12 protein-coding genes and 1 other annotated feature (1 of these 13 running past the window's edge) are annotated in these 12,719 nt (G+C 47.5%); of the genes, 11 read left to right on the plus strand and 1 reads right to left on the minus strand.

The annotated features are described in order from the left end of the window. The first annotated feature begins 15 nt into the window (after positions 1 to 15). The 11 genes from ACIFQN_RS11815 to ACIFQN_RS11865 all read left to right on the plus strand — a co-directional run bounded on the left by ACIFQN_RS11815 (position 16) and on the right by ACIFQN_RS11865 (position 11,377). Positions 16 to 405, plus strand: coding sequence for a VOC family protein (locus tag ACIFQN_RS11815; RefSeq protein ID WP_429833231.1), 390 nt, complete (start codon positions 16 to 18; stop codon positions 403 to 405). A gap of 136 nt (positions 406 to 541) precedes the next feature. Further along, the gene (locus ACIFQN_RS11820; protein WP_429833232.1) at positions 542 to 913 is read left to right on the plus strand and encodes a hypothetical protein; all 372 of its coding nucleotides are present in this window, start codon (positions 542 to 544) and stop codon (positions 911 to 913) included. A 189-nt stretch (positions 914 to 1,102) separates the two neighbouring features. Next, a complete protein-coding gene (locus tag ACIFQN_RS11825) occupies positions 1,103 to 1,597 on the plus strand; it encodes a ferritin-like domain-containing protein (RefSeq protein ID WP_429833233.1) in 495 nt (164 codons plus the stop codon). Positions 1,598 to 2,018: 421 nt separating this feature from the next. After that, positions 2,019 to 2,699, plus strand: a complete 681-nt coding sequence (locus tag ACIFQN_RS11830; RefSeq protein WP_429833234.1) for a queuosine precursor transporter — start codon at positions 2,019 to 2,021, stop codon at positions 2,697 to 2,699. Positions 2,700 to 3,360: 661 nt separating this feature from the next. Continuing rightward, a complete protein-coding gene (locus tag ACIFQN_RS11835; protein ID WP_429833235.1) occupies positions 3,361 to 4,092 on the plus strand; it encodes an IclR family transcriptional regulator in 732 nt (243 codons plus the stop codon). A 19-nt stretch (positions 4,093 to 4,111) separates the two neighbouring features. Then, positions 4,112 to 5,500, plus strand: coding sequence for a dihydroorotase (locus tag ACIFQN_RS11840; RefSeq protein ID WP_429833236.1), 1,389 nt, complete (start codon positions 4,112 to 4,114; stop codon positions 5,498 to 5,500). Next, positions 5,497 to 6,858: an MmgE/PrpD family protein gene (locus ACIFQN_RS11845; protein ID WP_429833237.1), complete on the plus strand. Its 1,362-nt coding sequence runs from the start codon at positions 5,497 to 5,499 to the stop codon at positions 6,856 to 6,858. Before ACIFQN_RS11840 ends, ACIFQN_RS11845 begins: the two co-directional genes overlap by 4 nt. A gap of 6 nt (positions 6,859 to 6,864) precedes the next feature. Then, positions 6,865 to 8,067, plus strand: coding sequence for a Zn-dependent hydrolase (locus tag ACIFQN_RS11850; protein WP_429833238.1), 1,203 nt, complete (start codon positions 6,865 to 6,867; stop codon positions 8,065 to 8,067). 69 nt (positions 8,068 to 8,136) lie between these two features. Next, positions 8,137 to 9,657: an amidohydrolase family protein gene (locus ACIFQN_RS11855; protein ID WP_429833239.1), complete on the plus strand. Its 1,521-nt coding sequence runs from the start codon at positions 8,137 to 8,139 to the stop codon at positions 9,655 to 9,657. Between the two features lie 50 nt (positions 9,658 to 9,707). Further along, on the plus strand, positions 9,708 to 9,908 hold the full coding sequence (locus ACIFQN_RS11860; RefSeq protein WP_429833240.1) for a DUF3311 domain-containing protein: 201 nt from the start codon (positions 9,708 to 9,710) through the stop codon (positions 9,906 to 9,908). Next, positions 9,905 to 11,377, plus strand: coding sequence for a sodium:solute symporter family protein (locus ACIFQN_RS11865; protein WP_429833241.1), 1,473 nt, complete (start codon positions 9,905 to 9,907; stop codon positions 11,375 to 11,377). Before ACIFQN_RS11860 ends, ACIFQN_RS11865 begins: the two co-directional genes overlap by 4 nt. A 61-nt stretch (positions 11,378 to 11,438) precedes the next feature. Here the strand turns inward: ACIFQN_RS11865 and trpS are convergent, their stop codons facing one another. Next, entirely contained in the window at positions 11,439 to 12,425 is a 987-nt protein-coding gene (gene trpS / locus ACIFQN_RS11870) for a tryptophan--tRNA ligase (protein ID WP_429833242.1), read from the minus strand. A 68-nt stretch (positions 12,426 to 12,493) separates the two neighbouring features. After that, positions 12,494 to 12,719 (minus strand) — a binding site (T-box leader) (it continues 37 nt past the right edge of the window).

Below are 12,719 nucleotides of genomic sequence, written 5' to 3' on the forward strand. Positions count from 1 at the left end.
GGAGGAGGCCAGCCCGTGATCCACGAGATGACTATTCAAGTGCGTGTCGATGATTTTGGGAAGGGACAAGCATGGTATCAGGTACTGCTGAAAAGAGAGCCTGATTTTATTCCGCATGAGGGCTTTGCGGAATGGGAGGTGATTCCCGGATGCTGGCTGCAGATCGCGGAAGGCACACCAGCAGATGGGAGCGGGCCGATGCGTTTTGCTGTCATGGATATTGAAGCAGAACGGGATAGACTGATCGAGGCATTGCCGATCGAGCGCTTTGACATTTACCAGCGTGAAGAAGTACCCGTGAAGTGGGGGACATTCGCCGATCCCTGGGGGAATCGGATTGGCTTTTTTGAATACCTGGATGAGGCTGAAAAAGCAGAAAAGATGAAAAGATTTTCACGAGAGTAACAGAAAAAGAAGAACACCCCTTGCGTCCATCATCCTGTGCAAGGGGTGTTTCTATGTTCAGTTCTGGCCTTGATTATCGTTTCACAAGAACAAAAGCTTGTGTATGCTATGATTAAAAATGGAAAGGATGCTAGGTTTGCATAGAGAGAACCTGCTAGAAGAATTGAAGTACGTTGACGGGATTACGATTATAGATATACTGGGAACGATTTTGTTTACGGTAAAATTTAATCCTCGCTTTGTCTCGGAGATTGAGGAAGCGGATGAGATCGTGGGGACGAATCTTTTTTCCACGTTTCCGATGCTGAATGAGAAAAACAGCACGCTGTACAAAGGGATGAAAACCGGGAAGCCGCTTTTTCGCAAGAGCCAGGAAATTATTGATTTTAAAGGAAGCCAGATTGAAACAACCAATGTGACCTTGCCAATCCAATCGCATCGAAAAATCATGGGGCCATCGAGCTCTCTAAAGATATCAGCAAGCAAGAAGGGCTGCTGGAAAATCTGATCGAAATGGACGCCAAGCTGTTCATTGCTGCCGTTTTCTATTTGGTGATCGGGGTCGTATTTGTATAAAGGTAAACAATACGGTTTCTAGCTGAGCTTATGAACGTGAAGGATTGTAGGGGAGGGACCATGCTCTATTTGCCGGATAGGCGAATATCCTGTCAGTAATGACTAGGAAAGGAGCATGATCATGAGCATGAACGGCTATTGGTATGGGCCTTACGCATACGCATCGTATGAACCGTACGTACCTGCCGTGCAGGACCAGCATGAAGAGCGGATGGAGATTGTTCTTCGGCTCATCCAAGAAGCGATTGAGGATGAGCGCCACGATGAACTCTTTTACGATTATTTGCTCGGCGTCGCCCCTACAGAACAAGAAAAGCAGGTCATTACGAGCATCCGGGATGACGAGCGAAAGCACCGAAGCTGGTTTCGCCAAATCTACACCCAGCTCACCGGGCAACGCCCCAGCATTTCAGGTCGAGAAGAAACGTTTCAAAAGCCAGCTAGCTATTTGGAAGGTATTGAAAAGGCACTCATGGGCGAACTGAAAGCCTTTGAAAAATACAGAGTGATTTACAAATACATTCCGGTCCAATTCCGGGATACCATCTTTGAAATCATGACAGACGAAATGAAGCATGCGAGCTACTACAACTGGTTGTATGCGAAAAATAAATGAGCGGGGATGACCTCGTGATAAATGTGCCTGTCGGACGTCGCTTCGGCAGGCTTTTTACATGTTTTTTGTTATTACGAGTTAAAAACAATAGCTGGTGCGAGGAAAAAGGAGAAAAAGCGTAGATCTTTGGGACCCCCACCGAGGCAGAGTGGAAAAAGTGAAACACGCCTTTAAGCGTCCACCTCTGAGAAGCTCCTTGAACCGGCTACTTTGGACGCGGTTTCGCTTTTGGAATGGAGCCGTGCAGTCCATACCCCAGCAGGGGACCCAAGAAGCTGGAGCTTTTTCTCCTTTTTCCTCGCCCTCACTGTAGCCAGCCCGAGTGTTGCGAAACCATTTGAAAAAAAGTAAAATGATGAAATGTCCAAAAGGGACCGCGGTTCGAAAACTTCCCGCGTTATCAAAACTAGGAGGCAATCATATGTTTAATCTCACCTTAGGAGTCGTCTTTGCTCTCGTCAACTTCGGGCTTTTTCTGCTCTGCTACCGCCTGTTCGGCAGAATGGGTCTCTACGCCTGGATCGGTATGGCCACCGTGCTCGCCAATATCCAGGTCGTCAAGACGATTGAATTGTTCGGGCTCGTCATGACGCTGGGCAATACGATATATGCATCCATCTATCTCGTAAGTGACCTTCTCAATGAAAAATACGGCGAGAAGGCAGCCAAAAAAGCAGTCTGGTTCGGCTTTTTCACGCTGATTGCGACGACCATTATTATGCAGCTCGTTCTGCTGTTTAAACCGGTGGAGACCGATATCGCGCAGAAACCGATGGAACTGCTGTTTGGTTTGATGCCAAGACTGGCTTTGGGCAGCTTGTGTGCGTATTTGCTCAGCCAATTTATGGATGTAAAAATATACTCCTGGCTAAAGAAAAAGTGTCCAGGCCCAAACCAGCTATGGATTCGCAACAACGGCAGCACGCTGTTTAGCCAGCTCCTCGATTCGTTTACGTTTTGCACGATCGCGTTTTTAGGCTTCTATCCGATGGACGTATGGTGGCAAATCCTGCTGACCACGTACTTGATCAAATTTGTCGTTTCCGCTGCATCCACACCGGTTTTATATATCGCGCGCAGCATGAAGGTTCCCGAAGACTAAACGAAAGATACAGACAAATCGCCAAAAGGTCCAGGCCTTTCCGGCGGTTTTTTTGTTTTTAAATAGCAACAGTGATTCAACTTTCAAACGAATCATACCTGTCCTTTCAAACTATGTTTTTGCCCTACCTCCCCTGAATCTGCTAAATGACTCCCATCCAAACGGAGCGACGCTTTCAAAAAACGCCCCAAAGATGCCCGACGGCTAGTGAGAGGAAACAGGAGAAAAAAGCGAAGATCTTTGGGACCCCAACCGAGGCGGAGTGGAAAAAGCGAAACACGCCTTTAAGCGTCCACCTCTGAAAATCCCCCCGTGAACCGGCTACTTTGGACGCGGTTTCGCTTTTGGAGTGGAGCCGTGCAGTCCTTACACCCAGCAAGGGGCCCAAGAATCTGGAGCGTTTTCTCCTGTTTCCTCTCCTCCACTAAAGCTGGTCCGATCCAAAACCCAGCTTTCCCAAGCACCCGCTCACCCTCAAACTAATTTATTTTTCTGTCTATTGAAAAAATGGGTTGTGTTTTTCCAGTGACCTGCGCTATAGTAAAAACATGAAATTTAATAACCGATAATCGATTATCAAATATTGATAATGGAACAAGAAGCGATCGTATGCTAATCTGTTAGGAGGGATATCACTTAGGAAAGAAGGATCAAGAAACAGATGAGTGCTGAGAAAACATTAGACATTTTAGATTTATTCGATTTCGACACAAGAGCGTTGAACGTTCCGCAGATTGCAGAAAAACTGGGTCAACCCCAAAGTTCTGTTTATCGTCACCTACGGTTGCTCAAAGAAAAAGGCTACGTTATGGAAGCGGCCAACGGCTATTACAGCCTCGGCTACCGTTTTTTGAAGTTAGCGAAAATCGTCCGCCTGGACATCAACATTTCCGCTATTGCCCAACCTGTCATGAGACAATTGACCAAGGATACAGGGGAAACGTCCATCTTGCTGGTGCATTCTAACATGCAAGCGGTTTGTCTCGACGCTGTACCGTCTCACCAGCCGATCAAAGTCTCTTCCGAGCAAGGACAAATCGTTCCTTTGTATGGAGGAGCGTCGTCCAAGGCCCTACTGGCTTTTTTGGGCGATGAGGTGGTCGAAGGCTTATTTGCTGGGGGGTACGTGCGCAAGCATACGGAGTTGACCATCACCGATTTGGATCAATTAAAAGAAAATCTCGCTGACATCCGTGAGAAAGGCTACGCTTTTTCGGACGGAGAAATCGATGAAGGCGTGGCCTCCTATGGAGTACCTATCCATGATTCGAATCAACAGGTCGTTGCCTCTTTGAGCATCGCCGGACCGCGAGAGCGGATGCTGGAAAAAGACGAAGGAGAATTGGTTGCCCACCTCAAATCTGCTGCGGAGATGATTCAGCGCTATCTCTAACAATAGGCGGGAGATTAGGATGGAAAAATATGATTTGGTTGTTCGAGGAAAAATTGTTACGGAAGATCAGGTAGTGCATGGGCAGATCGGGGTAGCGGATGGCAAGATCGCTACCATTCAACCGGTAGATGCCAAGCTTGACGGTGAAAAAGTTCTGGATTTCGAAAACGCTTACGTCTTTCCAGGAACCATCGATGTTCACGTCCACTGCTTTAGCAACCCAAGCGAAGGGTTTATACTAACCAGTACTTCAGCGGCAGCAGGAGGGATCACGACTTTTCTGGATATGCCCTACGACCTGCCAAATCCAATTTCAAATGTAGAAATTTTTGAAAAAAAGGTAAAACAACTTGAAAAGGAAGCTGTCGTCGATATTTGCTTGTGGGGAACGATAGCCAAAACAGGTGGGACGGATCAAATTGTTCCTTTAGCGGAAGCAGGAGCTATCGCTTTCAAAATGTCTACCTTTGAAACAGATACTTATCGCTTCCCGAGAATTCCCGATCCGGAGATTCTAAAGGCGATGCAGCTGATCAAGGAAACTGGACTTCGCGCTGCTTTCCATTCCGAGAACGACGAGATCATCGTGGATTTGATTGACGAGTACAAACAGGCAAACAAGGTATATCCAAAAGCGCACAACGAAACCCGCCCGCCAGTCACAGAAACGAGCGCGGTACTCAAGCTCATGGAATTTGCCTACTGGACAGGCGTAAAGCTGCATATTGTCCATGTTAGCCATCCACGCACGATTGATTTGATCCATGCGTTCAAAAAACAAGGTGTCCAAGTAACGAGCGAGACCTGCTATCCATATTTGTTGCTTGACGTTAATGCACTGGATGAATTTGGACCAAAAGCGAAGAACAACCCGCCACTGCGTCAACCGGAAGAAGTGGCTGGCCTGTGGAAGCATCTCGAAGCGGGAAACATCGAGCTGATTTCCTCCGACCATGCACCGTGGGGAGCAGAACATAAAAATCCGGGCAACGATAATATTTTCAAGGCTGCTTCGGGTATGCCGGGTGTGGAAATCATGACGCCTCTCATGTTTGACAGCACGGTGGCAAAAGGAAGAATGACGCCTGTACAGTTCGCCAAGGTGATGGCGCAGCATCCGGCAGAAGTATTCCAAATCCCGGGCAAGGGAAAAATCGCGATAGGCTATGACGCAGACTTCGCAGTGATTGACCCTGAACAGACCTGGGTCATTGATGAAACGAAATTCCTCTCCCATTCCAAAATATCGCCGTTCCACGGTCAGAAAGGAAAAGGAAAAGTCATTCAGACCATTGTTCGCGGAACGACTGTATACGATGGCGAAGCAGTAACAGTTGAACCGGGCTTCGGTTCCTTTGTCCCTGGTTCTGCCTATATAGGAGCGACTGTTGGGGGGCGCAAGCCTTGAGCATTACGCGATTTACAGACATGCTTGAGGTACTGCTCGATAAACAGCTTGAAGACATTCCTGCCGAAACGCAGGAGCGAGCGGCATGGTTAATCGCAGATACCTTGTTCGCAGCAAGCTTTGGCTTTCTAGCACCCGAATTAAAAGCGTATCTCTATGAGGTAGGCATAGAAGCACAAGACACAGTCCATTCGATTCCATTGCTCGGAACGGGCTTGTATGCCTCAAGAGTACAGGCGGTGATGCTGTACGGCACAGCGATTGTGAACAACGAGCTGGACGAAGGAAACCAGTTCGCAAAGGGACATCCGGCAGCACATATGCTGGCTCCTGCACTCATTACAGCTTTGGAACAAAAATCATCGGGTGCAGAAATGATCCGTGCGTTTGTAATCGGTTATGAGGTTGCCGCCCGACTAGCTTATGCCAGCAATATGAATGACGATATGCACCCGCATGGAACATGGGGGATTGTCGGAGGCGCAGTTGCGGCTGGGCTGCTGCAAAAAAAGGGAAAGAAGGAGATCGCGGAGGCTGTATTATTAGCTGCCTCACTCCCGATCGCTACATCGTGGGAAGCAGCCGTTACGGGAATGACAGTGCGCAACCTGTATACAGGGGTGGGGAGTTTCCTGGCACTGCAGGCATGGACATTCCAGGCCGCAGGTTTTGCCAGCAGCGCTCATGTGGTCGATCACCTCTGGGGAAGCATCTTGTCCAAAGGAATCAACTATGAGCTGTTCCACAAAGAACTATGGGCGCCGCCTTTGCTCAGCAAAAACTATTTCAAGCTGTATCCGTCTTGCCGCTTTTCCCATTCGGCGATTGATGCCTTGCTCCCGCTCTTGCAGGAACTGAAGCCAGATGTATCGCAGATCGAATCCGTACAGGTAGAGACGTACGGCCTGGCTGCCAGACTGGATTATCCAGACCCGGCAAACGCTTTGGCTGCCAAGTTTTCCATCCCGTTTTTGCTCTCGGTATTGGTCCATGGGCACTCGCTCTATGACTGCTTTGCAGGTGAGCTGTTTCACGATGATTCGGTACGGGAGTTGGCGAAACGCATCGTCGTTACAGAGGATAAGGAAATGACCGCTCTTTTGCCTGCCAAGCGTGCTGCAAGGGTCACGATTACGACCAGAGATGGCGCGGGGTGCAGCTATTACGTAGATGCGGCATCAGGCGGATATGAACAGCCGTTTCCAAGTCAGGAACTGCGAGACAAGTTTGCCAGCATGCTCTCCCAGTGGGGCGAGCAAAAGTCCAGTCGAATGGTGGAAGAGGCTCTCTTGTTGCCAGAAGCCGCCATGGTCAGCGAGTGGCTGGAGCGAATCAACCGTTTGACCGCGAAGGGATGAAGTTGCATGGGGACGAAAAAAATCAATCTCGAACGTCTGAAAAAGTATCTCCTCGAAGTTGGAGCAGTGGCCAATGCAGGGAATGAGGGATACACCCGCCTGGCTTACTCTCCCGAGGAAAAAAAGGCACTCGCCTGGCTGCAGGATAAAATGAAAGCTCTTTCTTTAACCGTGACCCAGGATACTTTGGGGAATGTGACTGGCAGATGGGGAGACATGACCAAGCCAGCCATTGCTTTCGGCTCGCACCTCGATACCGTACCAAAAGGCGGTTTGTACGATGGAGCATTAGGCGTTATCGTGGGACTGGAATGCCTTGAGACCTTGAGAGAAGCGGGTCTTTTGCCAGAGGTCCCGCTAGAGCTGACCGCCTTCGTGGGGGAAGAAGCGAATTTGTTGGGCGGGACATTTGGCAGTCGGGCAGTAGCAGGTTTGGTAGATAAGTCTGAAAATTTTGAATACAAACTACGCCAACATGGTTTTACTTGGGAAAACGTGCAATCCGCGAAACGGAGCAAAGACGATTACCATTGCTATCTGGAAATGCACATTGAGCAGGGAGCGCTTTTGGAGACAAATGGCAAGCGAATCGGCATTGTGACGGCGATTGCCGGAATCCTGAGATTAGCTGTTCAGGTGGCAGGACGTGCCAGCCACTCGGGTACGACGCCGATGCATCTGCGTCAGGATGCCTTGCTGGATGCCACTCGCCTGATCCAGGAAGTAAATCGGCTAGCGGTAGCGGTAAATAGCGATATTGTCACAACGGTTGGCGAAATTTCGATTTCACCGAATCTGGCCAATGTCGTTCCGGGACAAGCTGACTTGATGATCGAAATTCGTGGCAGCAGTTGGGACGAGATGAAAGGCATCGAAGAACAGATTCGTTTATGGTCACAATCGAATATGGACGCGCAGATCGTTGTAGCGGTCGAAAAGCATCCGATGTCGTTGCCAGGCTCGATTCAAGCATGTATCGACGAAGCCTGCCGAACGCAAGGGGAATCGTACCAATACATGTTCAGCGGAGCGAATCACGACGCCAACTCCATGACAGCCCTGACAGATGTCGGCATGATCTTCGTCCCGAGCAAGGACGGAGTGAGTCATCATCCGGACGAGTATACCTCGTGGGAAGACATTGAGGCAGGAGCAAATGTAATGCTGGAAACGCTGCTTCTTTTAAGTAAAAAGTACGCGCAAGGCTAAGAGAATGATGGCTGCCGGATAGTGAAATGCGAACTGGATCCATGTTAATTAAAAAAGGAGGAGATTTATTTGAATAATAAACCTTTGAAGGGCTCATTGTTGCTGCGTGGCGGAGAAGTGGTTCGTTGGATAGATAATGGCTGGAATATCGAGAAAGTAGACATTTTAATCATGGACGAGAAAATTGTTTCGATTCATGAACATGCATCCGTTCACACGGAGGCGGAACAAACGATCGATTGTACAGGCATGATCGTATATCCTGGTTTGCATAATAGTCATTCGCATTTGCTTGAATTATGGCAAAGGAGTTTGCACGAGCAATTGCCGCTTGAGACATGGGTTCCTTACAAGGCGTATTTAGATATGATGACTAATCTTCAGCCGCACGAAGTAGAATCTGTTACTCGTTTGGCCTGCCTGGAACTATTAAGAAATGGGGTTACGTCTGTTGTTGAACATATGTACTTGCGACCAAAACTGAGTACACAAGCGATTCAAGCTTCCATGAAAGCGCTCTTGACAAGCGGAATACGTGGATGGCTAGCCCCTGCGATGGTCGATTTAAGCACTGCTGAAATAAACGGTCTAAACACAATTGATCTTCCGCGGGAGATTTGTGACGAGCTTTCCAAAAAGCCCGTCCTGCCAGCGTCAGAGCAGTTGAAATTAGTTGAAGATGCGATTAAACAAGCAAAAACGATAAACAACCCGATGCTAAATATCATTGAGGGTCCTGGAGGGCCGAACTTTTGCTCGACTTCTTTATTTGAGGGTGCTATAGACCTTGCAAGACGCTATGACTTAATGCTCCATACCCATATCCTTGAAACCCGGTGCCAGAGGATGGTAATAAAGGAGCGATTCGGGAGGGGGACGGTGCAGTATTTAAAAGAGTTAGGTGCTTTAAGCCCTAAATTTTTTGCGGCACATGTGATCTGGATTGATCAAACGGAGATTGAAATGCTCGCGGAATCAGGTGTTACGGTTGTCCATAATCCAGCAAGTAACTTGAGATTGGGCAGTGGGCTTTGTCCGGTTCCTGAAATGCGAAAAGCCGGTGTGAATGTTGTTCTTGGCAGTGATGGCGGAGATACTAGCGATTCCTATGCAATCATGGATCAAGCACGGTTTGCGGCTATGATTCATCGTACTTCTCATGATGATCCAGCTACGTGGATTGCTGGCGAGGATGCCTTCACGATGGCAACTTTAAATGGAGCTGCTCTATTAACGGGCGGGAAAACAGGAAACTTAGTGGCAGGTAATTTGGCTGATATTGTCATTATGGAAAAAGATCATCGTTTCCTGACCCCTGGACCGATCGCACGAAAATTAGTTCACGCAGGCAATGGAACTATTCGCTATGTGATCGTGAACGGGAAAATGGTAATAAAAGACGGACGCAGTACTTTATTCAATGAACAGAACGATGTTGAGGTATTGCAGAATTTACTTGAGAGGGGAATGCAATTATTTCCTCAATCAATTGCAGCTGGAAACAAAGTGTATCCGGTATTAAATCAACTGTACAACCGATCGATTAAATACAACGGCACATTTCAACCTGGAGATTTCATCCGTGAGTGACGTATCCATTCGTACCCATATTCTTGAGAAATCGAAAGAAGGTGCAAGTAATGAAACCATATTATTGGTTGGCGATTATCCCTTTTTTTGAAATTTTTATTGGAGTTCCGTGGGCCAATCGCATTGAACCATATGTATTGGGAATGCCCTTTATTATGTTTTGGATCATTTGGTGTGCGATATCTACTTCCATTATTATTGGGGTTATTTACCGTCTTGATCCACTCAACAAGGGGAGTGAAACGGAATGAATGCAGCGATCGTCATTATTTTTGGGTTTTTGCTGTTAAGTCTTGTTCTCGGTATTCGCGCGAGGCAAGGACATACCATGGATATGGAGCAATGGGCGATTGGAGGAAGAGGATTTAGTAAATTCCTAGTCTTCATCCTTTTAGCTGGAGAAACGTATTCTGTTTTTACGTTATTGGGGACGAGTGGTTTTGCTTATGCTAACGGACCCGCAGCATTTTATACCGTGGCGTTTACAACTTTGGGGATGATCACATCCTATTGGCTCTTGCCACCGGTTTGGCGTTATGCAAAGAAACATCAAATCATTTCCATGTCAGAATTATTTTCAAAAAAATACAAGAGTGCGGGATTGGGGATTTTTGTTACCGTAATCGGTGTAGTCGCCTTGATTCCCTATATCGTTGTATTATTTAAATCAATGGGGATTCTCGTATCAGCAACCTCATATGGCAGTATCTCTCCCCAGGTGGCTATCTGGATCGGGATGATCGTACTTGTTGTATATGTGCTTGTGTCAGGCATTCATGGTTCGGCTTGGAATGCGATTATTAAAGATATCCTTATCTTCTTTGTGATCCTCTTCCTGGGAATCTACCTGCCATTTAAATATTATGGCGGTATTCAGTCCATGTTTGAAGCTGTTCATTTAGCGAAACCAAACTTCATGATGTTTCCTGAATCAGGAAAAAGTATGTCTTGGTTTCTTTCTACCATCGCTATTAGTACTTTTGGTTACTTTATGTGGCCGCATAATGCTCCAGTCATCTTTTCTGCAAAAAATGAACGAGCCTTTCGATTCAATGCGGTCGTTTTTCCGCTCTATGCTTTAATGGTCTTGTTTGTCTGTCTGGTAGGGTATACGGCTGCTATTCAAATTCCGGGTCTTAAGGGTGGAGATACAGACTTTGCTTTACTCAATTTGTCCATGAAAAGTTTTGACCCATGGTTTGTGGGGATTATCGGAGCAACTGGATTGTTGGCTACACTGATACCTGGTTCAATGATGCTGATATCTGCATCCACTATGTTGACGAAAAATTTCTTCTTCTCTGTTTTTCCAAATGTAAATGAATCAAAAACGCCTATGGTTGCGAAAGTTTTCGTTATTGTCCTATCAATGATTTGCACCTTGTTTGCTCTTCTGGAAAGCAGTACTCTCGTCACCCTTTATCTAACCGCTTATGCGATGGTAATTCAGCTAGCTCCTTCGCTATATTTCAGCTTCACAAAAAACAATCCGATCACCAAGCAAGGAGCGTTTGCGGGCATAACACTAGGTATTGGTTTTATCCTTTATACGAGCTTTGCCAAGGTTACCATGATCACTTTGTTTCCTACGATGCCCAAAATCGTTCAGGACTTAAACATCGGGGTGCTTGCGCTTGTAATCAATATCGTCACGATGTGTTTAGTGAGTGTGCTCACTAAGAAAACAGCCAATATCAGCACGGATCAAAGTGTTGCCTGAAATTCACGGTAAATAGAAGAAAACGGGTTGGGAGCACATTCCCAGCCCGTTTTCCATTTGTTTAGATACGTGCCATACCCATCGCTTTTTCTACCTTATGCAGCATTTGGTTTGCGGCATGACTCGCTTTTTCGGCACCGACTGTTAAAATATCGTCCAGCTCGGAGGAGCTAAATAGCTGCTCGTAACGCTCCTGGATCGGGCGCAGTGTTTCTACCACAACCTCAGCCAGCTCGGTTTTAAACGCACCGTAGCCTTTGCCATCGTACATAGCCTCGATCTCATCCAAAGTTTTGCCTGAGCAAAGCGAGTAGATCGTCATCAGGTTAGATACTGCCGGCTTCTCTGCTTTGTCATAGCGCACGGTGCTGTCGGAATCAGTTTGCGCCCGCTTGATTTTTTTCGTGATCGTGTCCGCGTCATCCAGCATCGAGATAAAGCCGCCCTGGTTTGAATCGGACTTGCTCATTTTCTTGGTGCCATCTGCGAGAGACATGATCCGCGCCCCGGTTTCTGGCAGGCGTACTTCTGGGATGGTGAAAATATCGCCGTAGCGGTTGTTGAATCGAGCTGCCAGATCGCGCGTCAATTCCAGATGCTGCTTTTGGTCTTCGCCTACAGGCACGAAGTCTGTACCGTACAACAGAATATCTGCTGCCATCAGTGGCGGGTAAGCCAGCAGTCCGCCTGGAATGGATTCGCCGCGGCCGTCCGATTTGTCTTTGAACTGAGTCATACGCTCCAGCTCGCCCAAATAAGAGGTACACAGCATGATCCAGCCTAGCTTCGCGTGGGCAGGGACTTCCGATTGGATAAACAGGGTCACCTTGTTTGGGTCGAGGCCGACTGCCAGATAGAGCGCAGCCAGACGACGGATGTTTTCTCGCAGGACAGCCGGCTCCTGAGGGACCGTAATGGCGTGTTGATCGACAATGCAGTAAAAGCAGTTGAACTCATCCTGGAGCGGAACGAAGTGCTTCATAGCACCCAGATAGTTGCCGAGGGTCAAAATACCGCTGGGTTGAATGCCGGAAAAGATGGTTTTCATGGGGATTACTGCTCCTTTCGATACGTGAATGAAAGTTCTAGAAAATACAAAAAGGTCCATCCGCCCTGGACAGGGACGAATGAACCGTGGTGCCACCCTTGTTATTTTACGCAGGGGAAAAATCCCATTCGTAAAATCTCTTTGTTCCGTACTAATCATACGGTGTCCTTTGTAACGTACGGACGTAACGCCAAAGCCTACTGCCGCTTAACCTGCGGGTTCGGTTTGGAGCTCGGAAGCCCATTCACCATTTCCTAAGCACTGATTTGCACCAACCATCAGCTCTCTGAAGCC

Source organism: Brevibacillus sp. NRS-1366 (genome assembly GCF_050467985.1).

Excerpts from the sequence above, each read along its gene's own strand:
- ACIFQN_RS11825 (WP_429833233.1), top strand. The coding sequence starts at position 1,103 with ATGAGCATGAACGGCTATTGGTATGGGCCTTACGCATACGCATCGTAT.
- ACIFQN_RS11830 (WP_429833234.1), top strand. The coding sequence starts at position 2,019 with ATGTTTAATCTCACCTTAGGAGTCGTCTTTGCTCTCGTCAACTTCGGG.
- ACIFQN_RS11835 (WP_429833235.1), top strand. The coding sequence starts at position 3,361 with ATGAGTGCTGAGAAAACATTAGACATTTTAGATTTATTCGATTTCGAC.
- ACIFQN_RS11840 (WP_429833236.1), top strand. The coding sequence starts at position 4,112 with ATGGAAAAATATGATTTGGTTGTTCGAGGAAAAATTGTTACGGAAGAT.
- ACIFQN_RS11850 (WP_429833238.1), top strand. The coding sequence starts at position 6,865 with ATGGGGACGAAAAAAATCAATCTCGAACGTCTGAAAAAGTATCTCCTC.
- ACIFQN_RS11860 (WP_429833240.1), top strand. The coding sequence starts at position 9,708 with ATGAAACCATATTATTGGTTGGCGATTATCCCTTTTTTTGAAATTTTT.
- ACIFQN_RS11865 (WP_429833241.1), top strand. The coding sequence starts at position 9,905 with ATGAATGCAGCGATCGTCATTATTTTTGGGTTTTTGCTGTTAAGTCTT.
- trpS (WP_429833242.1), bottom strand. The coding sequence starts at position 12,425 with ATGAAAACCATCTTTTCCGGCATTCAACCCAGCGGTATTTTGACCCTC.